The following is a 21,025-nucleotide window of genomic DNA, read 5'->3' as shown; positions in this document are numbered from 1 at the left end:
CAAAACAGGCTTCGGTGGTAAATTCAAACCCGTTCAAGCAGGAGAGCGCTGCCCCAAAGGCAGCCACCGAAGGCGCAAACTTCCATAATCGCTCAGGTCCCGTACTGCCCGGAACACACAGCCGTCTGGAGAGACGCCGCACGCAAGGTGCAGCGCACCGAAGGAGCAAAGCCGAAGCCCCAAGCAACGGCTGAATCTCTCAGGTAACAAGGACAGTGGAAGCGGCCGCAAGCATGTGATGGCTTGGCGGTTGCCACGATTCTTCCGATTCAACAGCAACCCCTGGCACGGCGCTTGCGCTACTGCAATGTTCTGCTTGAATGAAAAGGAATCGCCATGAAAGTCATGGTTTTGGGTGCGGGTGTCACGGGGATCACCACGGCCTGGTATTTGGCGCAACGCGGCCATGAAGTCACGGTGGTGGAGCGCCGCAACGCGGCCGCGATGGAAACCAGCTTTGCCAACGGCGGGCAAATATCGGTGAGCCACGCGGAGCCCTGGGCCAACCCGGGCGCGCCGCTGAAAGTGCTGCAATGGCTGGCGCGTGAAGACGCACCGCTGCTCTTCAGGCTGCGCGCCGATGTGAACCAGTGGCTGTGGGGGCTGGAGTTTTTGCGCAACTGCACGCCCGCGCGCACGGCACAAAACATCAAGCAGATCGTGAACCTGGGCATGTACAGCCGCGGCGCGCTGCAAAAACTGCGCGCCGAGCTGGGCCTGCTGTACAACGCGCAGACCAAGGGCATCCTGCACTTCTACACCAGCCAGGCCGAGTACGATGCGGCGCAGGAGCCCGCGCGCATCATGCGCGAGCACGGCTGCGAACTCGACATGAAGACGGCCGACGAGTGTGTGGCGATTGAGCCCGCGCTGGCGCAATGCCGCGGCAGCATCGTGGGCGGCAGCATGACACCCAGCGATGAATCGGGTGACGCCCGCGCGTTTACCGCCGCGCTGGCGGCGCGCTGCGAGCAGGCCGGTGTGAAATTTTTGTACAACACCACGGTGCTGGGCCTGGACGCTGCAGAGGGGCAGCTGAACGGCGTGCAGGTGGCGATGGGCAGCGGCGAGGCCGGCGGCAAGGTCGAGATGCTGAAAGCCGACGCGTATGTGATGTGCCTGGGCGCCTTCAGCGCGCAGTGGGCCAAGGTGCTGGGGCAAAGCCTGCGCATCTACCCGGCCAAGGGTTATTCGGTCACACTGCCCGTGATCAACGAGGCGGCGTCGTACCAGGTCAGCCTGACGGATGACGAGTACAAGCTGGTGTTCTCGCGTTTTGGCAACCGCTTGCGCATTGCCGGCACGGCCGAGCTCAACGGCTACAACACCGAGCTGAACCTGGTGCGCTGCAACGCCATCGTGCGCCGTGTGAAGCAGCTCTTTCCCGACATGACGGACGGCGAGGGCGCGCAGTTCTGGACAGGCCTGCGGCCGGCCACGCCGAGCAATGTGCCTTACATCGGCAAAAGCAAGGCCTCCAATGTCTTTCTCAACACGGGCCACGGCACACTGGGCTGGACGCATGCCTGCGGCTCGGGCGCGGCGATTGCGGACATCGTGAGCGGGCGCGTGCCGGAAGTCGACTTTGCGTTTACCGGGATGCCGGCACCGGGGCGTGTGATGGCATTGCCGGGGATGGCGAAGGCCTGAGCAAGGCCTGAAAAGGGGGTCTGAAGCACGGCGTCCTGCAGCAGGTGGGCGGAAACGGTAATATCGCCCTCCGTTCATCAGCCGCTTGCCGCCATGACATCACCCGCCACCACGCCCCCCGACGGTCTTCCCACCTACAGGCTCCTTACCGGCCCTGATGACGCGAGCTTTTGCCGCCGCGTGAGCGAGGCGCTGGCGCTGGGTTACGAGCTTTACGGCTCGCCGGCGGCGACCTTTAATGGCGAGAACGTGATCGTGGCGCAGGCGGTGCTGTGGCCTTCGCTGCGCAAGGCCGGCTGATGAGCAGTGCCCTGCCCCTGAACCCCGCAACGCTCCAGGCCATGGCGGATTTTCCGCGCCATCTGGAACAGTTTTACGATGCGATTCCTGAAAGCCACAAGGGTTGGACGCCGCCGTCGTGGGAAGGCATTCCGAGCGAACACTTCACGGCCCTCGCGCAGATCTGCCACGTGCGGGACATCGAGATCGACGGCTACCACGTGCGATTTCAGCGCACCTTGTCGGAAACCAATCCCGTGCTGGAATCACTGGACGGCTATGTACTGGAAAAGGAACGCGACTACGCGGCTGCTGATGCGCAGGAAGTCTTCGCGGCGTTTCGGGCAGCACGCACCCGGACGATGGCCATGCTGTCGGGCATCACGCCCGAACAACTGGGCCGCACGGCGGAATTCGAAGGTTACGGCGCCCTCACGTTGCGCAGCCTGGTGCATTACCTGTGCAGCCATGACCAGCAACACCTGGCCGGTCTGCAATGGCTGCTCGGGAAAATCGACGCCTCCCTCGCCGCTTGAGGCCTTCACCCCCCTGTCGCACAGCACGGGCATCCTGAGGCGCAGTATTGGCCGCCTCCCAGGCGCTTACAGGTTGCCAGGGCCGTCTTTTCAATGAAAAAACAACAGCCTCTGAAGCAGATACGCTGATTTATGTCACGAAGGTATTCATTCGAATGTAACAAAAAGTTCGTTTTGACGCGCCGTCATGCACACTGATTGGGTTGGGAGCGCGGTTTGTGTATAGCCAGCGGCATACAAACCTGCATTCCTGCGTATCGGTTTTTTCATAGACAACTGGAGTGATCAACATGAAGTTTTATCTGCGCCATGCAGCAATATTGGCCAGCGCCGCCTGCGCCCTGGGTTCGGCAACAGCCCAGACCGACGAGGCGAAGCCTGCACGCAAGGCAAAAGCAGCGGCCGCCACCCCCGCGCCCGCGCCCGAAAAATATTCCGGCCCTCGCGAAAAAATGGTCGTGGCCATGCCCAAGACCTATGGCAAGAGCGAAACCATGGCCTTGTGGGGCGACTACTTCAGCCACCTGTCACGCTGCGGAAACATCGACCTGCAAAACGCGCAAGGCGAATCGATGGACAAGACCAGCAACATCGACATCCTCGGTGAAAAAGAGCTGATTGAAGGTATCTCGGCCGGCAAGGTCCAGCTGGCACAGGTCAACCCCGGCCTGGCTGCGCAGTTGGTCACCGCCGGCCAGCCGGCGCCGTTTGGCGTTCCGGGCAACAAGGCCACGGGCCTGCGCAACTCCTACAAACTGATTCTGATCACCCGCATCGACAGCCCGTACAGGGAACCGAAGGACCTGATCGGCAAGAAAATCGCGCACACCACGCCAACCTCGAACTCGGGCAACCTCGCGCCGCGCGCGCTGTTCCCGGCGCTGGGCCTGACGCCGGACAAGGACTACGAAGTCGTGTTCTCCAACGGCCACGAGCGCTCCGTCACGGGCGTGATGCATGGTTTTTATCCGGCCGCAGCCGTGGCCAGCGATTTGTACCAGCGCATGGTCGTCAAGGGCGACGTCAAAGGCTCGAGCATCCGCACGCTCTGGGAAAGCCCGCCCTTCATGACGGAAACCTGGACCATGAGCAAGGACGTTTCGCCCGAACTGCAGGCACGCGTGAAGAAATGCTCGTTCAGCTACAGCTTCTCACCCACACTGAAAAAGCAGCTGCCCGGCAACGACACCTTCCTGCCCATCAACTTTGATCGCGACTTCGCGACGGTGATGCAGGTCTACCGCGCCAGTCAAAAGAAGTAGAGCCCCCACGGTCGCTCACTTCGTGTAGCTCCCTGCCCCCCGAGGGGGCCGCCCGCCTGTGGCCCGGCAAAGCCGGTTCCACGGCTCGAGCTGGCCTGAAGATTCTGTGAGTACGCCAGTGATGGAGGTATTTCACCAGCAGGGGCCGCGGGACTGGCTTTGCCAGACCGCAGGCGCCGCCCCCTGGAAGGGGGGAACAGGCTACACGCAGTGAGCCTGGACGGGGGTGAGTCTATTTCAGGCACTCAAAGGTGGGTGAACCGTTCCCCAGAGGCTTTCATCGAGCACCCGCTGCAGGGTCCGAATCAGCTGCTCGTTGGAAGTGTGTGCTTTCACCAGCACCGCCTCCGCACGCTGGCTTTGCTTCGGCTCCACATCGTGCGCGGAAAACACGACCACTGGCGGCACGATGTCGAGCGCTTCAATGGTGTCCAGCAGTCCCCAGCCCGAGCCGTCTTTCAACGTCAGGTCAAGCAGCACCAGGTCATAGCGGCGGCGCGCCAGCTGGTCGCGTGCCTCGCGCAGCGTGGCGGCAAATTCAAAGGTGGCAAAGTCCTGGGCAATGGCCGCGGCAATGCGCTGGATATCGAGGTCGTCCTCGACGTGCAAAATGCGCGGCCGGCCTTCGGCCATGTTACCGATGGCACGGTGCAAACTGAGGATCAGGAGGTTCTCATCGATGGGTTTTTCCAGCCATGTTGAAACCGCCAGGGGCTGGGTATTGAACTCGAGCTCGCCTTCTTCAGCATTGGCCGAGACCACCACGATCGGCAGGTCTTTCGTCGCCTCTTCGCGGCGCAGTGCACGAATCAGGCTGATGCCGTCCTGGTCGGGCAGGTTCAGGTCGACCGTCATGGCAGCGTAGGGCATCAGCATGACTTGCTCCAGCGCCTGCCCTGCGCTGTGCACCATGTCCGAGTCAAAGCCGCCTTTATCAAGCATCAGGTTGATCAGGCGGGCAATGTCGGGATCGTCTTCGCAGACCAGGATGAGCGGCCTGGTCGCTGCCCCGGACCTGATGCTGGTTTGAATCGGCGCCGGCACCGCCTCGGGCAGCTCAAAGAAGAAAACAGTTCCGACGCCGGTTTCCGTCGTGAACCCGATTTGGCCGCCCATCCGCTCCACGATGGCGCGCGAGATGTTCAGGCCCAGGCCCGTACCACCCATTTTTCGGGTGTCCGATGTGTCGGCTTGCGAGAATTTCTGAAAGATGCGCTTTCGGAACTCTTCGGGAATGCCGGGGCCGCTGTCGGCGACTTCCACCCGGACCCTGCCGTTCTTGCACAGCAGCCGGACTTCCACGCAGGACTGGGCCGGCGCGAATTTCACGGCGTTGGACAACAGGTTGGTAATGACCTGGGTCAGCCTGTCGCTGTCGACGCTGACCCTTACCGCTTCTGCCGGTGCGTCCAGAACCAGCTTGACGTTGTGCTGGCCTGCGAAGCCTTCGTTGGCCGTCAGGGCTTGCGTCAGCAGAGGCTGCAGTTCCATCTGCTGGAAGTCAAAACGCATTTTTCCGGATTCAATTTTTTCGCTGTCCAGAATGTCGTTGATCAACCTGATGAGCCGTTCGCAATTGTTGGTGGCGATGCCGACCAGGTTTTTGGCCATGGCCGGCAGCTCCCCGGCCACGCCGCCGGCGATCAGGCCCAGGGAGCCGCGAATGGAGGTCAGCGGGGTGCGCAACTCATGACTGACGGTAGAGACGAACTCACTCTTCATGCGGTCAATGCGCTTGAGTTCGGTCACGTCGGTGCCCAGCGAGAAAAAGCCGACCACCTTGCCTTCGTCCTCGTTTTCGCCGTAGCGTGGAAAGTACTGCATGACGTAGTCGCGCAGCTGGCCATCTGACGTGACCTGCGTGCGATCGTATTGCGCCGCGTAACCGGCGAGCGCTTCTTCAATCTTGCCCCGCTCTTTTTCGTGGAGCTCGTCGCCCATCAGTTCGCGCATGGTCTTGCCGTGGATCTGGCCGTGCTTCAGGCCAAGAACTTCTTCGTAGGCAAGGTTATGGAACTGAAAGCGCTGTTCGGCGTCGATATAGGCAATCAAGGCGGGCACACTGTCCGTGATCTGGCGCAGTTGTGATTCGCTGTCATGCAAGGCGCGGGTGCGCTCCTGCACGGCTTCCTCCAGGCCGCTCACCTGCGCTGCCGCCTGCTGCGCCAGCTCCCATTTTGTGGTCAGCATTCTTGCCAGCTGGCTGACTTCAACCGGATCAAACGGTTTTTTCAGAATCAGGAGACGATCCCGGGCTTCCAGCCGCGCGAACACATCTTCCCAGGCATGGTCGGAGTAGGCGGTGCAGATGACGATCTGTACCTTTGGATCAACGCGCCAGAGCCGTTCGATGGTCTCCACACCATCCCAGCCCGGCGGCATGCGCATGTCCACAAAGGCCATGGCATAGGGCCGCCCGGCCCGAACGGAGACCTCGACCTTGTCCAGACCCTCACGTCCCTGGTAGGCCGAGTCCAGCTCAAAGCCATCATCGGATACCGGTGCGGCGTCGCCAAACAACAGGGCTTCGGCATCGTCCAGGTCATGCGCAACCGGCCTGGACGCAAGAATTTTCCGGAAGTCTTCGTGGATGGACGGCATGTCGTCGATCAGCAAAATGCGCCGGTTCTGCAGTTGAGTCATGGCTGGCTCCTGTGTTTTTTCGCATCAGCCGGGCTTTCATCGGGCGAGTGTTGCCGCACAGGCGATGGAATGGTGAAGAAAAATGTGGCACCTTGCCCCACCGCCCCTTCGGCCCAGATACGACCGCCGTGACGGGAAATGATCCGGTGAGCGCTTGCCAGCCCGATTCCCATCCCTGCAAACTCACCCGGTGAATGCAGGCGCTGGAAGGTACCGAACAATTTGTCCGCGTACGTCATGTCAAACCCGACGCCGTTATCACGGACAAAATAGACCGTACTTTCGTTGTCGGGGTGCTGCGCCCCAACCCAGATCTCGGGGGCAGTGGCATGGACGGTGAACTTCCATGCGTTGGAAATAAGGTTTTCCATTACCTGGCACAGCAACGCGGAGTCACCCACAGCGGTAAGGTTGGGCGTTATGTGGACTTTCACATCTCGCGCGGTATTGCGTTTCTGGCAGTCACCGCGCACGCGCTCGGCTATTGCCGTGAGGTCGACTGTCTCGATCTTCAGGTTGGTACGGGACACCTGGGCCAGCAGCAGAAGGCCATCCGTGAGCTCACCCATTTGCCTGACTCCCTCGCGTATCCGGCTCAGGTAATGCCTCGCGCGTTCCGCCGCATCACCGCTGACCGCCTTTTGCAGCAAGTGGCTGAAGCCGTCAATCGAGTTCAGGGGAGAGCGCAAGTCATGCGCGAGCGAATACGAGAAGGCTTCGAGTTCCTTGTTGGACTGGCGCAAAGCCGCTTCGGTTGCCCTGAGATCCTGCACGGTATCTTCCAGGCTGCTCACCTGTGCTGCCGCGCGCCGCGCCAGCTCCCATTTGGCGGTCAGTGTTCTCGCGAGCTGGCTGACTTCGATCATGTCGAATGGCTTTTTGAGCACCAGCAGGCGGTCCTGCACGTCCAGCCGCGCCAGCACATTTTCCCAGGGATGGTCGGAGTAGGCTGTGCAGATCACGATCTGCACATGCGGATCAACACCCCAAAGCCGCTCGATGGTCTCCACCCCGTCCCAGCCCGGCGGCATGCGCATGTCCACAAAAGCCATGGCATAGGGCCGCCCGGCCCGGATGGATTCCTCCACCTTGGCCACACCTTCGGCGCCCTGATAAGCGGAGTCCAGTTCAAAATCACCGTAGGAAATCTGCGTGACCTCACCAAACAACTCGGTTTCGGCAACGTCCAGATCACGCGCCACCGGTTTCGCAGCGAGGATTTTGCGAAAGTCCTCATGGATCGACAGCATGTCGTCGATCAGCAGGATGCGCTGGTTCTGTAGCTGCGTCATGATTTGGTCTGCGCGATATCCATTGGCAGCTCCAGTGTGAAGGTGGCCCCCAGACCCGGCCCGTCGCTGTGAGCGGAAAGTGTCCCGCCCATCTGGCTGACTGCCAGCGCGCAACTGTGCAAACCAAAGCCGTGGCCTGTTTTGCGCGTCGTAAATCCGTGCGAGAAAATCAGCGTGAGGTTTTCCGCCGGTATCCCCTCTCCCTTATCCATGACAGAGACCCGCAAGGTCGACTCGCCAACAGGCTCCACCCGCAATGTGATCTGGTGCGATGCGGCCGGCATACCCGCCATGGCATTTTTGGCGTTGCTGATCAGGTTCACGAGAATCTGCAGGACCCGTGAGCGGTCCAGCAGTGCTTCTGGCACCTGCGCGAACTCCTTCACCACAGTGACTCCGTGGCGCGCCAGTGAGACACCGTTCATCCGCAGCGCGTCCTCCACCAGGTCGCTGATCTGCACCGGCTCAACGATGCTGCCGCCGCCTGCGTACGATTGCTGCGTGGCGACGACGTCCTTGATGTGGTCGATGCTTCTGGTGAGAAGTTCCAGCTCCTTGAGCATGCCCTGCTGCTCCTGCACCAGGGTCTGGGAGATCCCATTCAAATAGCCGGGCAGTATCTTGCCCTTCTCGTCGTGAACCAGAAAATGGGCCAGGTCTGCGGCGTGCTCGTTCATCAGCTGCATGCCCCGGGAAAGCCCCTGCACCCTGGATTTGTGCAAGGTGCTGCCGATGAGGTCGGCCGAGACGTTGACGCTGTTGAGGATGTTGCCCACGTTGTGCAGCACATTGGTGGCAATCTCGGCCATGCCCGCCTGGCGCGCAGTGGTCATCAGCTCGCTTTGCGCCTGGCGCAGCTCCTTCGTCCGTTCCTGCACGCGCTGTTCAAGGTGCTCATTGGCCGCCTGGAGTTCCGTGTTGACGCGCCGGATCACGGCATGGCTGCGAAACACGTGAAGGGCTGCATACAGCAGCAGAGCCACCAGCACGGCCGAGAAAATTAGCAGGTAGCGGCCGTAGCGCTCGCCCTCCACCCCCGCGCGCTGCTGCTCGATCGTTGATGCATCGTTGGCCGCATCGAGCAACTTGGCGGTCGGTGCCGAGGAAATACCCGCGAGAAGTTCATTGACTGTTTTTTGTTCGCGCAAGATGGTCTGGACATGCGCGCGGAAGATCCCCAGCCTGTCGGCAATGCCCGGCGGAGTATGGCGCAGCTTGCCGTCAAGCCGGCCCAGTTCCTCTTCTATCTCGGCACCCTTTTCGTCGGTCGGGCTCTGGCTGTACAGCATGCTCGCGAGCAGCAGCCTGCTAACGCCAGACGAAATCTGCCGGAGCGCCGGCTCTGTGGCGCCGCGGCCGGGCCCGAGCGACTGCTGGACATCTTCCGCCGCGGTGGGAAGAAAGGCCAGCGAGTTTCGCAGCACAGAGTTGTGCGACTTGAATTGCTCGATCAGGGCGGCTTTGTCCTGCACGGCGCGTTCCAGCGCCGCGAGCTTGTCCACCTGCCCCGATGCATCGTGCTTGTGGGCGTGGGTGCCCGACTCGAGTTGTTCCATGAGCCGGGCCATCCCGCCCTGGTTATCGGCCAGCGCATCGTAGTGCGTGTTGATCCCGATCCTGGACTTCAGCACATCCAGCTCCCATTGCGCGTCCAGCTGCTTCAGGTGGCGCAGCACAGCCATATCCTCAAAGTAGTGCGACTCGTCGAAGCTTTGGGTTTTGCTATACAGGAACACCAGGATGGACAGCAGCACGGCGGTGATTACCGCCATAGGCGCCAGGGCAAGTTGATTCTTTTTTTTCACGGTTTGAAGTCCCGTTCGCCGGTGAGCGTATTGAGGAACTTGACGATGGATTCCTTGTCTTCCCTGGAGGCAACGCGTCCGAGCTGGTACCTGAACATGACATCGACGGCATCTTCCAGTGTCTTGGCCGAGGCATCGTGAAAATAAGGCGCCGTCAGCGCGATGTTGCGCAGGCTTGGCACCTTGAAGACGTGCTTGTCGCTTTCCACCTTCGTGACGAGGTACCGGCCAAGATCGGCTTCCGTCGGGTTGCCGCGTCTGGCGAAATAGTCGCCCATGACGCCGAATTTCTGGAACATGTTGCCGCCCACATTGACGCCCTGGTGGCAGGCGACGCACCCGTACTGCTTGAACTTGGCGTAGCCGACCTTCTCCGCGTCTGTAATGGCGTTGGTGTCACCGCGCAAATATTTGTCGAAGCGTGAGTTGGGTGTGATCAGCGTCCGTTCGAATGTCGCGATGGCGTTCTGGATATTGGCTTTGGTCACGCCGTCTTTGTAGGCCGCACCAAACGCGCTTTTGTATTTCGCGTCGTCCGCTATCTTGCGAACCACATCTTCCCACTTCGCCCCCATCTCGATCGGGTTCAGCATGACATGGTCTACCTGGGACTCCAGCGATTCGGCGCGGCCGTTCCAGAATTGCCTGAAATTGAGCGCCGCATTGAACACCGTCGGGGCATTGACACCGGTCAGCCCACCGTTAAGCCCGACGGAGCGGTCACGGCCGTCACCGCCGCCCTTGCTCAAATCATGGCAGCTGAAACAGGACACGCGCCCGTTTCCGGACAGGCGTGGATCGTGAAACAGCTGCCGCCCGATTTCGACACGGGCCGGGTCCTGCTTCAGTGTGAGGGGGATTGGCTGGATGGGCTCATTGAGCAAGGGGGCCGCGATGGCGGCATGGGAGGCGAACGTCAGCACAGCCAGCAGCAGCTTCAGCCGCTCACCCAATCCCGTGACCGCCGAAACCGTGGCGGCAGAAGGGTCTGGGCTGGCGCCCCTGGAGCATGGATCGGGGTGCTCGTTCATGGCTCACCTCGTGGGTTTCGTGCGGGAGTGCGAAGCGCGAATCCGAACCGGACGCAACCCCGAAGCGTGAACCGCAAGGTTGCCACCCACTGAGAAGCGATGGCTGTCCTTCTTGATGATAAATCCATGTTTCGGCAATTGTCCGGATTTGCTGACGTGGCGGCGCTTCATGCCGGCGTCCATCCGTTGCCCCCCAGCCACGGGACGAAGCCTGCATAACCCAGCTTGGCGGCTTGAGCGGCATTCTTTACATACCGTCGGTGATCCGCGGTATCCGCAGCCGCTCCAGACCGTTCGCTGCAACCTGATCAGAGCACGTTTATCGGCGGGGCTGTTAAGGCATTTCCCGCGTGGTCATATTTACCAACCGCATGTAAGCAAATGCGTTTTTTTCGGAGCCGCCCGGCGCATGAGAACGCCGTCTCTGTTCCTCAACCAGATCCCGCCGCCCTGCCCTCTATGTCGCTCACTTTTTGATAGCTGCTTGCGCCCGCGCTATATGGGCTGAAAACCGATTTCCGGTGCGACATTTCAGCAAAACCGTTATTTCATGGATCCGAAGACCTTCTTGAGGATGGCGCTGCCGGTGCCTACCGGGTCTTGCCGGATCTTCTTTTCTTCCTCACCGATGATCAGGTACAGGCCGTCCAGCGATTTGCCGGTCACGTACTGCTGGATGTTGGCGTCTTCTTTCTTGACCAGGCCAAAGCCGGCGGCCCGGCCGGCGAATTCGTTGTACTTGTTGGCCAGGCCGACTTTTTCGGTCGCCTTGGTCACCACGGGCAGAAACTTCACGCCCAGCGGAGCGCGGGTTTTTTCAGCGAAGAAAGTGGTCACCGAGGTTTCGCCGCCGGTCAGGATGTTTTTCGCGTCATTCACGTTCATGGTGCGTACCGCATTGACCAGCAGGTCCTTTCCCATGGGCACGGCAGCTTCGGCGGCCCGGTTGATGGACGTCACCAGTTCATCGATCCGCTTGCCCTGGCCGAAGTTTTTTAGCAATTTCGAAGCATCTTCGAGATATCCGGGCAAGGGAATGCGAACTTTTGGGTTGCCGAGGAATCCATCTGTCTTGCCCAGCAGGGCGACGGCGGCGACAGCACCTTTTTCGAGGGCTGTTTTCAGGCCGGCGCTGGCGTCGGCATTGCTGATGCCCGACAAGTCCCCGAGCGAGAGTGCGTGGGCCTGGTGGTAGGTGGCCAATATCAGTGCGCCCAACGCGCTGACGCCGGCCTGGTTAAAATTGCGACGTTGCATGATGAGGTCCTTCCAATGAAATTGACATCCCGCCTGACAGTATGCCGCACGGCACTGGCCGGTATTTTGGCTGTGGCGGCCCTTGCTTGCCTGCCGGGATGTGGCGGCGCCGAGGCCGCGCCGGAGTCGACCTTTGTGTTGCTGGACGGCAGCAAAAAAACCACCGCAGACCTCAAAGGCAAGGTCACCCTCGTCAATTTCTGGGCCACCAGCTGCGTGACCTGTGTGGCAGAAATGCCGAAGGTCATTTCGACCTACAACAAATACCAATCCCAAGGCTACGACACGCTGGCCGTGGCCATGAGCTACGACCCACCCAGCTATGTCGTCAATTACACGCAGACGCGCCAACTACCTTTCAAGGTGGCCATCGACAACACCGGCGCAGTGGCCAAAGCATGGGGCGATGTGCAGCTCACACCCACCACTTACCTCGTCAACAAGCGCGGCGAGATCGTCAAGCAGTACGTGGGTGAGCCCGACTTTGCAGCGCTGCACCAGCTGATCGAAAAGCTTCTCAAAGAGACCTGAAGCGTTTCGCTCCCCCAAAAGAAAAGCCGGTTCAAACGAACCGGCTTTTTTGTTGCCCAACCCCGGGGCGGAGATGTCTCCATTCAAGCGGGGGCCGAGGGTCCGGCTTCGCCGGCCCCAGGCGCCGCCCCCTCGAGGGGGGAACAGGCTACACGCAGTGAGCCTGGACGGGGGTGTTACTGATTTCTGAATGCGTCGTGGCAAGCCTTGCAACTGCCAGCCGTCGCCGTGAAAGCGGTCTTCAGGTTATCAAGGTTGCCGGTCTTGGCCGCGGCGGCCAGCTTGGCGGTCTCTGCGACCAGCTTTTCATGGCCTTCCTTGAACTTGGCCTGTTCAGCCCAGATTTCAGGCTTGGCCTTGGTGTTGCCGCCCTTGTCGGTGCCGGGGCCAAAGGCGGCCCACGGGAGCTTGGCCATCTCGGCCACAATTTCTGCGTTGTCCGCTGCAACCTTGGCGTCGAAGGGAACACGGCCGTTGGCCATGGCACCGACACGCCCGAAGTGCTGGCCCATGACAAACAACGCGCTCTGGCGGTATTTGATGGCATCTTCGGGTTTGGCAAACTGCGCGGAGGCCGGAGCAGCCATGGCCATCAATGTGGCGGCTGCGGCGATACAGGCAAAAGCTTTCATGGGTTTCCTCGTAGGTTTTTTCTTAAGATGGGGCAATGGCAACACACTTTGCCTGTTGCCATAGGGCTGAGTTTAGCCAGACCAGATAAGTTCCGCAGGAACTTATGCGCTACGGGAAAGCACCAAGTGGCAGCGAGGCCGTATAAAGAGCACCGTTGCATAGAACAATCACAAAACGAGGAGTGAGCATGTACACCAATAAAAATCTTCACAAGGTGCGCGTCTGGGATTTCCCCACGCGATTTTTTCACTGGGCGCTGGTGGCTTGTGTGCTTGGGCTGGCCATTACCGGCACCATCGGTGGCAACGCCATGGTCTGGCATTTCCGGTTTGGCTATACCGTGCTGGCCCTGCTGCTGTTTCGCGTTGTCTGGGGCCTGGTGGGTGGGCGCTGGTCTCGTTTTGGGGCGTTCATCTATGCGCCCCAAAGCGTCATCAACTACCTCAAAGGCCAGGGCAAGCCCGAACACGGTGTCGGCCACAGCCCGATAGGTGCGGGTTCGGTGTTCGCCATGCTGGGATTTCTGGTGGCCCAGGTCGGCACGGGCCTGCTGAGCGACGACGAAATTGCCTTTGCCGGCCCCCTGACACGTTTCGTCTCCAACGCCACCGTCAGCCTGACAACCAACTACCACAAGAACATTGGCAAATGGGTGCTTTTGGCCCTGGTGGTATTGCACATCGCGGCCATCGTTTATTACCTGACCCGCAAGCACAACCTGGTCGGCGCCATGCTGCACGGTGACAAGGAGCTGGTGGTGCCGGCTCCGCCATCGCGGGACGACACGGTCTCGCGCCTGGCTGCAGCGCTGATCCTGGCGATCTGCGGTGGCGTGGCTTACTGGGTGTCTACACTGGCCGCGCCTGCTGCATTTTGATGCCTCCGGCCGGGGCGTCCCGGGCCTGCTCTCCAGTTGCAAATCACGGTAAACTGGTTGTCGACTTCTTCCTGCCGATCCGTGCAACGCCCCTCCATCCAGTTCATCACGCCCGACACGCCGGCGCAGCTGGCTGCCACGCGGCTGATTTTTCGCGAATATGCGGAGCAGCTCGGCATTGACCTGTGCTTCCAGAACTTTGAGGCCGAACTGGCCGAGCTGCCCGGTGAGTACGATGACCCTGAGGGTGCGCTGCTGCTGGCTCTGGTCGACGGCGAAATCGCCGGCTGTTGCGCGCTGCGTGCACTGGACTCGGTCGACTACCCGAATGCCGGGGAAATGAAGCGGCTGTATGTACGCCTGCCGTTTCGCCGTCTCGGTCTGGGCCGGCAGCTGGCGGAGGCGACTTTGGATGCTGCGCGCGTGGCGGGCTATTCCTCGGTGCTGCTGGACACGCTGGACGACATGGAATCGGCGCGCGCCCTGTATGCCGAGCTGGGATTCTCCGAGATACCGCCCTACTATCACAACCCGATCCCGGGCGCGCACTATCTCAAGGTCGATTTGTAGGAAAAACATGCTGCAGGCCAATGGGGCTTTGCGCAAGCAGCTATGTTATTGATAGCAATTAACTAGCCGACGTCAATCCGCCATCACCAGCAGAGCACAATAAAAAAGCCGCTGACAAAGAGGCAGCGGCTTTGACAGACCCGTAAGGGCCGGGGGGGCAGCGTGATCAGCCTTTGGCTTGCGCCAGCAACGTGGCGGCATCACTGACTTCAAACTTGCCTGGGCCTTCAACATTCAGGCTGGCGACCTTTCCATCCTTGACCAGCATGGAGTAGCGGTTGCTGCGCAGGCCCATGCCGCGCGCCGTCAGGTCCAGCGTCAGGCCCGTGGCCTTGGCGAACTCTGCACTGCCATCGGCCAGCATGCGCACCTTGTCGCCGGTCTTCTGGTCGCGTGCCCAGGCGCCCATGACAAACGCATCGTTCACGCTCAGGCACCAGATCTCGTCAACACCTGCGGCCTTCAGTTCAGCGAACTTCTCTACGTAGCCGGGCACATGCTTGGCCGAACAGGTGGGCGTGAACGCACCGGGAAGCGCGAACAAGGCGATGGTCTTGCCGGCGGTGGCCTTGGCCACGTCGACCGGATTGGGGCCAATGCTGCAGCCGTTGCCTTCAACTTCAGAAAATTCCATCAGCGTGGTGGCCGGAAGGGTGTCGCCTACTTTGATCATGGTGTGCTCCTCAAGAATGGATGGGTTGTGAATGAAGTGGGGAAATCAACCCCGAAGTGTAGTGCGGCGGCAGCAAGCGTGTGCTCACTGTGCAAAAGGCGGCGCGCACGTGAAGGTCATACTTCGAAAGCCCGGAGGGACGGCGGCACACCAGCGGCATCGCAGAAAGCACAAACAAAAACGGCCCACCGAAGTGAGCCGTTTTTTTGAGCGTGACCGGAGTCAGCCTTAAGTTGAACTCAAGACTTAAACGACCGCAGCCTTTTCAACCAGACGGGTCACAACCCAGTTCTTGGTCTTGGAGATCGGGCGGCTTTCGGTGATCTCGATCACGTCACCCGTGTGGTACTCGCCTTTTTCGTCATGGGCGTGGTACTTGCTGGACAGCGATACGATCTTGCCGTACAGCTCATGTTTCACACGACGCTCAACCAGAACCGTGACAGTCTTGGCGCGCTTGTCGCTGACCACCTTGCCGATCAAGGTGCGCTTGAGGGATTTTTTAGCTTCCGTCATTTTTTGGCTCCTTGCTTGACGATGGTTTCGGCCAGGATAGTCTTGGCGCGAGCGATGCTGCGACGCGTGGAACGCAGCGTGGAAAGGTTGGTCAGTTGCTGCGTGGCTTTTTGCATGCGCAGGCCAAAGTGGGCTTTTTGCAGCTCTTTGACTTCGGTTTTCAGGCCGGCAACGTCTTTTTGGCGCAGTTCAGTAGATTTGGTCATTGTCATTTCCCCTTACTGGCCGATCATGCGGCTGACGAAGGTGGTGCGCAGCGGCAGCTTGGCGGATGCCAGGCGGAACGCTTCGCGGGCCAGCTCTTCAGGCACACCAACGATTTCAAAGACGATCTTGCCGGGCTGGATTTCAGCCACGTAGTACTCTGGGTTACCTTTACCGTTACCCATACGCACTTCAGCAGGCTTTTGGGAAATCGGCTTGTCCGGGAAGACACGGATCCAGATACGGCCGCCACGTTTGACGTGACGGGAAATCGCACGGCGTGCGGCTTCAATTTGACGGGCCGTCAGACGGCCACGGTCAGTGCATTTAAGACCGAAGTCACCGAACGCAACCGAGGAACCCCGGGTTGCGATGCCGGTGTTACGGCCTTTTTGCTCTTTGCGGTATTTTCTGCGAGCGGGTTGCAGCATTTTGATTCTCCGTTAATAGACCGATTACTCGGTCTTGGCACCGTCAGCTGCTGCAGCTGGCGCGGCTTTACGGACGCGCTTAACGGTGGTTTTCGGGGCTTCGCTACCAGGAGTAGCTTCAGCCGGCTTGTCGCTTCCATCTACCGGAGCGGTGTTGGTCGCACCGCGTGGTGCACGGGCACCGCGTGGAGCAGGACGGTCGGAACCAGGGCGATCGCCAGGACGGGCATCACGGCGTGGGCCGCGCGGCTTGCGTTCTTCGTCGGCCGGTGTTTCCACCATCTTGGCGCCTGGCGCATCGTTGCGGCCCAGCGTGTCGCCCTTGTAGACCCAGACCTTGACGCCGATCACACCATAGGTGGTCTTGGCTTCGGAGGTGCCGTAGTCGATGTCGGCGCGCAGGGTGTGAAGGGGCACGCGACCTTCGCGGTACCACTCGCAACGAGCGATTTCAATGCCGTTGAGGCGGCCGGACGACATGATCTTGATGCCCAGGGCACCCAGACGCATGGCATTTTGCATGGCGCGCTTCATCGCACGGCGGAACATGATGCGTTTTTCAAGCTGCTGGGTGATGCTGTCAGCGATGAGCTTGGCATCAATTTCAGGCTTGCGAACTTCTTCGATGTTCACGGCGACCGGCACGCCCAGCTGGCGGCTCAGTTCTTTCTTGAGGTTCTCGATGTCCTCACCTTTTTTGCCGATCACGACGCCCGGACGTGCCGAGAAAATCGTGATGCGGGCATTCTTGGCGGGGCGCTCGATCAGAACGCGCGAAACCGCAGCGTTCTTGAGCTTGGCCTTCAGATACTCGCGAACCTTGATGTCTTCAGCCAGCATGCCGGCGAAATCACGGTTGCTTGCGTACCAGCGGCTAGACCAGTTGCGGCTAACTGCAAGGCGAAACCCGGTTGGGTTGATTTTTTGTCCCATATCCTGCTGCCTTTAGTTGCCAACGACCACGTACACATGGCACGTGGGCTTGCTGATGCTGTTGCCGCGGCCTTTTGCGCGCGCGGAGAAACGCTTGAGCGTGGCACCTTGTTCGACGTAGATGGTTTTCACCTTCAGCTCGTCGATGTCGGCGCCATCGTTGTGTTCAGCGTTGGCGATGGCGGACTCCACAACCTTCTTGATGATTCCAGCAGCTTTTTTCTGCGTGAAATTCAGGATGTTGAGGGCTTGATCCACTTTCTTGCCGCGGATCAGGTCAGCGACCAGACGGCCCTTGTCGACCGACAGACGAACGCCCCGGAGGGTTGCACGTGTTTCCATGGTCTTTTCCTTACTTTCTCACAACTTTTTTATCAGCCGGATGACCTTTGAAAGTCCGGGTGAGTGCGAACTCGCCCAGCTTGTGGCCAACCATTTGATCGGTGATGTAGACAGGTACGTGCTGCTTGCCGTTGTGAACGGCGATGGTCAGGCCGATGAACTCGGGCAGGATCATGGAGCGACGCGACCAGGTCTTGATCGGCTTTTTGTCCTTGTTGGTAACGGCCTTGTCGGCTTTGGCTACCAAATGATGGTCGACAAACGGACCTTTTTTGAGTGAACGTGTCATGGGTTAGCCTTACTTCTTGCGACGCGAAACAATCATCACTTGCGTGCGCTTGTTGTTGCGGGTGCGGTAGCCCTTGGTCAGGTTACCCCATGGATCGACAGGATGACGGCCTTCGCCGGTCTTGCCTTCGCCACCGCCGTGCGGGTGGTCAACGGGGTTCATCACCACACCGCGAACGGTCGGGCGAATACCCATCCAGCGCTTCACACCGGCCTTGCCGAGACGGCGCAGGCTGTGTTCTTCGTTGGCGACTTCACCAATGGTGGCGCGGCATTCGATGTGGATCTTGCGAACTTCACCGGAGCGCATACGCACCTGGGCGTAGGTACCTTCGCGGGCCAACAAGGTTGCAGAGGTGCCGGCAGAGCGGGCGATTTGCGCGCCCTTGCCGATTTGCATCTCGATGCAGTGGATCGTCGAACCGACAGGAATATTGCGGATCGGCAGGGTGTTGCCGACGCGAATCGGCGCTTCCGAACCGCTGATCAGCGTGGCGCCGACTTCAAGGCCGCGGGGGGCGATGATGTAGGTGCGCTCGCCGTCGGCGTAGCAGAGCAGAGCAATGTGGGCCGTGCGGTTGGGGTCGTACTCGATACGTTCGACCTTGGCCGGAATGGCGTCCTTGTTGCGCTTGAAGTCGACCACGCGGTAGTGGTGCTTGTGACCACCGCCTTTGTGGCGAACCGTGATGTGCCCGTTGTTGTTACGGCCGGACTTCTGGAATTGTGGCTCCAGCAGCGGCGCGTAAGGCTCACCCTTGTGCAGGTGATCCCGGGAGATCTTCACCATCCCGCGCATGCCGGGAGAGGTGGGTTTCATTTTAATGACAGCCATTACGCAGACTCCCCACCGAGGTTGAGCTCTTGACCTGGCTTGAGCGTCACGTAGGCCTTGCGAATGTTGTCGCGGCGGCCCACGGATTTGCCAAAGCGCTTGGTCTTGCCTTTGATGTTGAGGACGGCAACCGACTGAACGTCCACCTTGAACATCAGCTGCACAGCAGCCTTGATCTCAAATTTGGTAGCGTCCTGCAGCACCTTAAAGGTCACGGCATTGGTCTTGTCCGCAATCATCGTCGCCTTTTCAGACACGATGGGAGCGACCAGAACCTGCATCAGGCGGCCTTCGTCGAATTTCAGTTTTGGAGAAGATGGGTTACGGGCGCTCATGCGAACATCTCCTTGAGTTGGTCCATGGCGGCCTTGGTGACCAGAACCTTCTTGTAGTGAACCAGCGACACCGGATCGGCGTAACGGGGCTCAACCACGAGGATGTTCACCAGATTGCGGGAAGCCAGGTACAGGTTTTCATCAACCACATCAGCGATGACCAGCACCGAGTTGAGGTTCATGGCCTTGAACTTGTCAGCCAGGACTTTCGTCTTGGGTGAATCCACAGCCAGCGAATCAACCACAGCCAGGCGGCCTTCGCGCGCCAGTTGCGAGAAGATGGACGCCATGCCGGCGCGATACATCTTCTTGTTGATCTTCTGCGTGAAGTTTTCATCAGGCATGTTCGGGAAGATACGACCGCCGCCGCGCCACAGTGGCGAAGACGTCATACCAGCACGTGCACGACCGGTGCCCTTTTGTTTAAACGGCTTCTTGGTCGAGTGACGAACCTGCTCACGGTCCTTCTGGGCCCGGGTACCCTGGCGGGCGTTGGCCTGGAAGGCCACGACCACCTGGTGAATCAGGCTTTCGTTGTATTCGCGACCAAATACGGTATCAGGCACGTCCACTTTGGACGAAGCCAGACCTTGGTCATTCAGGAGTTCGACCTGCATCAGTTCGCTCCTTTAGCAGCGGTGGTGGGCTTGGCCTTGATCGCGGCGCGAACCGTGACAAAACCGCCTTTGGAACCAGGCACAGCGCCGCGAATCATCAGCAGCTGACGGGCTTCGTCAATGCGCACAATGTTCAGGTTTTGCGTGGTCACGGTGACGTCACCCAGGTGGCCCGTCATGCGTTTACCAGGAAACACACGGCCGGGGTCCTGCGCCATACCGATGGAGCCGGGAACGTTGTGCGAACGGCTGTTACCGTGCGACGCGCGCTGCGAGCTCATGTTGTGGCGCTTGATGGTGCCGGCGTAGCCTTTACCAATGGAGGTGCCCTGCACGTCCACCAGCTGGCCCACGGCAAACACGTCGGCTGCGGGCACAACAGTACCGGCAGCGTATTTGCCTGCGACGTCAGCCGTCACGCGGAATTCTTTCAGGATTTCACCAGCCTCAACGCCTGCTTTCGCAAGGTGGCCAGCGGCCGGCTTGGTCACGCGCGATGCTTTGCGTGCGCCAAATGCCACTTGAAGGGCATCGTAGCCGTCATTTGCTTCGGTTTTAACCTGGGTCACGCGGTTGTTCGATACATCCACCACGGTAACAGGAACTGTGTCCCCATCATCCGTGAACAGACGCATCATGCCAACTTTGCGGCCCAGCAACCCGAGGGAGTTGCTCAGACTCATGATGTGTTCTTTCGTAACTTTCACCGCTGCGACTTCAATTGGCCACAGACGTTTTGATGTGAAAGACTGTTAATAAAACCGCCCAATCCATAGAAGCAAGGAGCCAATATGCAAAGGACAGCCCAAGAGTATAGCCCAGGCGGCCAAAAATGGCAAACCTGGGCTAAAACCTGTCGATTTGGGGGCCAGCTTGTGGCCGAAACCCCGATTTTTTGCTTACTGCAGCTTGATTTCGACGTCCACGCCAGCCGGCAAGTCGAGCTTCATCAGGGCATCCACGGTTTTGTCCGTAGGGTCCACGATGTCCATCAGACGCTGGTGCGTGCGGATTTCCAGCTGGTCGCGGCTCGTCTTGTTGACGTGGGGCGAACGCAGGATGTCAAAACGCTTCATGCGCGTTGGCAGGGGCACGGGGCCCTTGACAATCGCACCGGTGCGCTTGGCAGTGTCAACGATTTCAGCTGCCGACTGGTCGATCAGCTTGTAATCAAACGCCTTCAGGCGAATGCGGATTTTTTGCTTGGTGGCCATGGTAATTCCTTATGGTTTGCGGAAATTACGCAATGATTTTGGCAACGACGCCGGCGCCGACGGTCTTGCCGCCTTCGCGGATGGCAAAGCGCAGGCCTTCTTCCATGGCGATCGGGTTGATCAGCTTGACGGTGATCGACACGTTATCGCCTGGCATGACCATTTCCTTGCCTTCTGGCAACTCGATCGCACCGGTCACGTCCGTCGTGCGGAAGTAGAACTGGGGGCGATAGTTGTTGAAGAATGGCGTGTGGCGGCCGCCTTCGTCCTT

General features: G+C 59.9%; 26 protein-coding genes and 1 riboswitch. Of the genes, 7 read left to right on the top strand and 19 right to left on the bottom strand.

Annotated elements, in window-relative coordinates:
• Positions 1-28 precede the first annotated feature (28 nt).
• A riboswitch (glycine riboswitch) is annotated at positions 29-117 on the top strand.
• 219 nt (positions 118-336) lie between these two features.
• The 4 genes from AC1DU8_RS00130 to phnD all read left to right on the top strand — a co-directional run bounded on the left by AC1DU8_RS00130 (position 337) and on the right by phnD (position 3,727).
• Positions 337-1,650, top strand: a complete 1,314-nt coding sequence (locus AC1DU8_RS00130; RefSeq protein WP_457281621.1) for a D-amino acid dehydrogenase — start codon at positions 337-339, stop codon at positions 1,648-1,650.
• A 93-nt stretch (positions 1,651-1,743) separates the two neighbouring features.
• Positions 1,744-1,950, top strand: a complete 207-nt coding sequence (locus tag AC1DU8_RS00125) for a DUF1737 domain-containing protein (RefSeq protein WP_457281622.1) — start codon at positions 1,744-1,746, stop codon at positions 1,948-1,950.
• Complete coding sequence (locus AC1DU8_RS00120) at positions 1,950-2,465, top strand: DinB family protein (RefSeq protein ID WP_477726329.1); 516 nt, start codon at positions 1,950-1,952, stop codon at positions 2,463-2,465. The genes AC1DU8_RS00125 and AC1DU8_RS00120 overlap by 1 nt, the downstream gene beginning before the upstream one ends.
• 290 nt (positions 2,466-2,755) lie before the next feature.
• Positions 2,756-3,727 (top strand): phosphate/phosphite/phosphonate ABC transporter substrate-binding protein, encoded by a 972-nt coding sequence (phnD, locus tag AC1DU8_RS00115; RefSeq protein WP_477726328.1) that lies wholly within the window; start codon positions 2,756-2,758, stop codon positions 3,725-3,727.
• Positions 3,728-3,964: 237 nt separating this feature from the next.
• On the opposite strand, the gene AC1DU8_RS00110 is transcribed toward phnD, so the two are convergent.
• The 5 genes from AC1DU8_RS00110 to AC1DU8_RS00090 all read right to left on the bottom strand — a co-directional run bounded on the left by AC1DU8_RS00110 (position 3,965) and on the right by AC1DU8_RS00090 (position 11,755).
• Positions 3,965-6,370, bottom strand: coding sequence for a response regulator (locus AC1DU8_RS00110; RefSeq protein ID WP_457281625.1), 2,406 nt, complete (start codon positions 6,368-6,370; stop codon positions 3,965-3,967).
• Positions 6,367-7,662, bottom strand: a complete 1,296-nt coding sequence (locus AC1DU8_RS00105) for a sensor histidine kinase (RefSeq protein ID WP_477667594.1) — start codon at positions 7,660-7,662, stop codon at positions 6,367-6,369. The genes AC1DU8_RS00110 and AC1DU8_RS00105 overlap by 4 nt, the downstream gene beginning before the upstream one ends.
• Positions 7,659-9,467 carry a DAHL domain-containing protein gene (locus tag AC1DU8_RS00100; RefSeq protein ID WP_457281627.1) on the bottom strand — a complete coding sequence of 603 codons (1,809 nt, stop codon included), beginning with the start codon at positions 9,465-9,467 and terminating at the stop codon, positions 7,659-7,661. Before AC1DU8_RS00100 ends, AC1DU8_RS00105 begins: the two co-directional genes overlap by 4 nt.
• A complete protein-coding gene (locus tag AC1DU8_RS00095; RefSeq protein WP_477726327.1) occupies positions 9,464-10,498 on the bottom strand; it encodes a cytochrome-c peroxidase in 1,035 nt (344 codons plus the stop codon). The genes AC1DU8_RS00100 and AC1DU8_RS00095 overlap by 4 nt, the downstream gene beginning before the upstream one ends.
• 543 nt (positions 10,499-11,041) lie before the next feature.
• Positions 11,042-11,755, bottom strand: coding sequence for a DUF4197 domain-containing protein (locus AC1DU8_RS00090; RefSeq protein ID WP_457281629.1), 714 nt, complete (start codon positions 11,753-11,755; stop codon positions 11,042-11,044).
• Positions 11,756-11,770: 15 nt separating this feature from the next.
• Between AC1DU8_RS00090 and AC1DU8_RS00085 the strand changes: the two genes are divergently transcribed.
• Entirely contained in the window at positions 11,771-12,286 is a 516-nt protein-coding gene (locus AC1DU8_RS00085; RefSeq protein ID WP_457281630.1) for a TlpA disulfide reductase family protein, read from the top strand.
• Positions 12,287-12,462: 176 nt separating this feature from the next.
• Here AC1DU8_RS00085 and AC1DU8_RS00080 read toward each other — a convergent pair whose 3' ends face one another.
• Complete coding sequence (locus AC1DU8_RS00080; protein ID WP_457281631.1) at positions 12,463-12,918, bottom strand: c-type cytochrome; 456 nt, start codon at positions 12,916-12,918, stop codon at positions 12,463-12,465.
• Positions 12,919-13,106: 188 nt separating this feature from the next.
• Here AC1DU8_RS00080 and AC1DU8_RS00075 point away from each other — a divergent pair, with 188 nt between their 5' ends.
• Together AC1DU8_RS00075 and AC1DU8_RS00070 are read left to right on the top strand one after the other, a co-directional pair.
• Entirely contained in the window at positions 13,107-13,796 is a 690-nt protein-coding gene (locus tag AC1DU8_RS00075; RefSeq protein WP_457281632.1) for a cytochrome b/b6 domain-containing protein, read from the top strand.
• An 81-nt stretch (positions 13,797-13,877) separates the two neighbouring features.
• The gene (locus tag AC1DU8_RS00070) at positions 13,878-14,366 is read left to right on the top strand and encodes a GNAT family N-acetyltransferase (RefSeq protein WP_457281633.1); all 489 of its coding nucleotides are present in this window, start codon (positions 13,878-13,880) and stop codon (positions 14,364-14,366) included.
• A 166-nt stretch (positions 14,367-14,532) separates the two neighbouring features.
• Here the strand turns inward: AC1DU8_RS00070 and AC1DU8_RS00065 are convergent, their stop codons facing one another.
• From AC1DU8_RS00065 to AC1DU8_RS00005, 13 genes are all read right to left on the bottom strand, one after another.
• A complete protein-coding gene (locus AC1DU8_RS00065; protein ID WP_457281634.1) occupies positions 14,533-15,039 on the bottom strand; it encodes a peroxiredoxin in 507 nt (168 codons plus the stop codon).
• A 246-nt stretch (positions 15,040-15,285) separates the two neighbouring features.
• A complete protein-coding gene (gene rpsQ, locus AC1DU8_RS00060; RefSeq protein ID WP_457281635.1) occupies positions 15,286-15,555 on the bottom strand; it encodes a 30S ribosomal protein S17 in 270 nt (89 codons plus the stop codon).
• Positions 15,552-15,761 (bottom strand): 50S ribosomal protein L29, encoded by a 210-nt coding sequence (rpmC, locus tag AC1DU8_RS00055; protein WP_431098894.1) that lies wholly within the window; start codon positions 15,759-15,761, stop codon positions 15,552-15,554. The genes rpsQ and rpmC overlap by 4 nt, the downstream gene beginning before the upstream one ends.
• A 12-nt stretch (positions 15,762-15,773) precedes the next feature.
• Positions 15,774-16,190 (bottom strand): 50S ribosomal protein L16, encoded by a 417-nt coding sequence (gene rplP, locus AC1DU8_RS00050; RefSeq protein WP_122954483.1) that lies wholly within the window; start codon positions 16,188-16,190, stop codon positions 15,774-15,776.
• A gap of 24 nt (positions 16,191-16,214) precedes the next feature.
• Positions 16,215-17,123 carry a 30S ribosomal protein S3 gene (rpsC, locus tag AC1DU8_RS00045; RefSeq protein ID WP_457281636.1) on the bottom strand — a complete coding sequence of 303 codons (909 nt, stop codon included), beginning with the start codon at positions 17,121-17,123 and terminating at the stop codon, positions 16,215-16,217.
• Positions 17,124-17,135: 12 nt separating this feature from the next.
• Positions 17,136-17,465: a 50S ribosomal protein L22 gene (gene rplV / locus AC1DU8_RS00040; RefSeq protein ID WP_007866508.1), complete on the bottom strand. Its 330-nt coding sequence runs from the start codon at positions 17,463-17,465 to the stop codon at positions 17,136-17,138.
• A 10-nt stretch (positions 17,466-17,475) separates the two neighbouring features.
• Entirely contained in the window at positions 17,476-17,754 is a 279-nt protein-coding gene (rpsS, locus tag AC1DU8_RS00035) for a 30S ribosomal protein S19 (protein WP_007866503.1), read from the bottom strand.
• 9 nt (positions 17,755-17,763) lie between these two features.
• Positions 17,764-18,588 carry a 50S ribosomal protein L2 gene (gene rplB, locus AC1DU8_RS00030; RefSeq protein ID WP_011481232.1) on the bottom strand — a complete coding sequence of 275 codons (825 nt, stop codon included), beginning with the start codon at positions 18,586-18,588 and terminating at the stop codon, positions 17,764-17,766.
• A complete protein-coding gene (gene rplW, locus AC1DU8_RS00025) occupies positions 18,588-18,923 on the bottom strand; it encodes a 50S ribosomal protein L23 (RefSeq protein WP_457281637.1) in 336 nt (111 codons plus the stop codon). The genes rplB and rplW overlap by 1 nt, the downstream gene beginning before the upstream one ends.
• A complete protein-coding gene (gene rplD / locus AC1DU8_RS00020; protein ID WP_011481230.1) occupies positions 18,920-19,540 on the bottom strand; it encodes a 50S ribosomal protein L4 in 621 nt (206 codons plus the stop codon). Before rplD ends, rplW begins: the two co-directional genes overlap by 4 nt.
• Positions 19,540-20,223 (bottom strand): 50S ribosomal protein L3, encoded by a 684-nt coding sequence (gene rplC, locus AC1DU8_RS00015; RefSeq protein ID WP_011481229.1) that lies wholly within the window; start codon positions 20,221-20,223, stop codon positions 19,540-19,542. The genes rplD and rplC overlap by 1 nt, the downstream gene beginning before the upstream one ends.
• A 216-nt stretch (positions 20,224-20,439) precedes the next feature.
• Entirely contained in the window at positions 20,440-20,754 is a 315-nt protein-coding gene (gene rpsJ, locus AC1DU8_RS00010) for a 30S ribosomal protein S10 (RefSeq protein WP_007838118.1), read from the bottom strand.
• A gap of 25 nt (positions 20,755-20,779) precedes the next feature.
• On the bottom strand, positions 20,780-21,025 hold a 246-nt coding region (locus AC1DU8_RS00005; RefSeq protein ID WP_477686924.1), incomplete at its 5' end, for an EF-Tu C-terminal domain-related protein.

The sequence above is a fragment of the Polaromonas sp. P3_A5 genome, from assembly GCF_056403055.1.
The sequence above is the reverse complement of the archived record's forward strand: the minus strand, read 5'-3'. Positions and strand labels throughout refer to the sequence as shown.

Coding starts and splice junctions, on each gene's coding strand:
- rplV (WP_007866508.1), bottom strand. CDS start 17,465: ATGGAAACACGTGCAACCCTCCGGGGCGTTCGTCTGTCGGTCGACAAG.
- rplD (WP_011481230.1), bottom strand. CDS start 19,540: ATGCAGGTCGAACTCCTGAATGACCAAGGTCTGGCTTCGTCCAAAGTG.
- rplW (WP_457281637.1), bottom strand. CDS start 18,923: ATGAGCGCCCGTAACCCATCTTCTCCAAAACTGAAATTCGACGAAGGC.
- AC1DU8_RS00090 (WP_457281629.1), bottom strand. CDS start 11,755: ATGCAACGTCGCAATTTTAACCAGGCCGGCGTCAGCGCGTTGGGCGCA.
- AC1DU8_RS00080 (WP_457281631.1), bottom strand. CDS start 12,918: ATGAAAGCTTTTGCCTGTATCGCCGCAGCCGCCACATTGATGGCCATG.
- AC1DU8_RS00125 (WP_457281622.1), top strand. CDS start 1,744: ATGACATCACCCGCCACCACGCCCCCCGACGGTCTTCCCACCTACAGG.
- AC1DU8_RS00105 (WP_477667594.1), bottom strand. CDS start 7,662: ATGACGCAGCTACAGAACCAGCGCATCCTGCTGATCGACGACATGCTG.
- rpsS (WP_007866503.1), bottom strand. CDS start 17,754: ATGACACGTTCACTCAAAAAAGGTCCGTTTGTCGACCATCATTTGGTA.
- rpmC (WP_431098894.1), bottom strand. CDS start 15,761: ATGACCAAATCTACTGAACTGCGCCAAAAAGACGTTGCCGGCCTGAAA.
- AC1DU8_RS00095 (WP_477726327.1), bottom strand. CDS start 10,498: ATGAACGAGCACCCCGATCCATGCTCCAGGGGCGCCAGCCCAGACCCT.
- rpsQ (WP_457281635.1), bottom strand. CDS start 15,555: ATGACGGAAGCTAAAAAATCCCTCAAGCGCACCTTGATCGGCAAGGTG.
- AC1DU8_RS00130 (WP_457281621.1), top strand. CDS start 337: ATGAAAGTCATGGTTTTGGGTGCGGGTGTCACGGGGATCACCACGGCC.
- AC1DU8_RS00085 (WP_457281630.1), top strand. CDS start 11,771: ATGAAATTGACATCCCGCCTGACAGTATGCCGCACGGCACTGGCCGGT.
- AC1DU8_RS00120 (WP_477726329.1), top strand. CDS start 1,950: ATGAGCAGTGCCCTGCCCCTGAACCCCGCAACGCTCCAGGCCATGGCG.
- AC1DU8_RS00110 (WP_457281625.1), bottom strand. CDS start 6,370: ATGACTCAACTGCAGAACCGGCGCATTTTGCTGATCGACGACATGCCG.
- AC1DU8_RS00075 (WP_457281632.1), top strand. CDS start 13,107: ATGTACACCAATAAAAATCTTCACAAGGTGCGCGTCTGGGATTTCCCC.
- AC1DU8_RS00065 (WP_457281634.1), bottom strand. CDS start 15,039: ATGATCAAAGTAGGCGACACCCTTCCGGCCACCACGCTGATGGAATTT.
- rplP (WP_122954483.1), bottom strand. CDS start 16,190: ATGCTGCAACCCGCTCGCAGAAAATACCGCAAAGAGCAAAAAGGCCGT.
- phnD (WP_477726328.1), top strand. CDS start 2,756: ATGAAGTTTTATCTGCGCCATGCAGCAATATTGGCCAGCGCCGCCTGC.
- rpsJ (WP_007838118.1), bottom strand. CDS start 20,754: ATGGCCACCAAGCAAAAAATCCGCATTCGCCTGAAGGCGTTTGATTAC.
- rpsC (WP_457281636.1), bottom strand. CDS start 17,123: ATGGGACAAAAAATCAACCCAACCGGGTTTCGCCTTGCAGTTAGCCGC.
- rplC (WP_011481229.1), bottom strand. CDS start 20,223: ATGAGTCTGAGCAACTCCCTCGGGTTGCTGGGCCGCAAAGTTGGCATG.
- rplB (WP_011481232.1), bottom strand. CDS start 18,588: ATGGCTGTCATTAAAATGAAACCCACCTCTCCCGGCATGCGCGGGATG.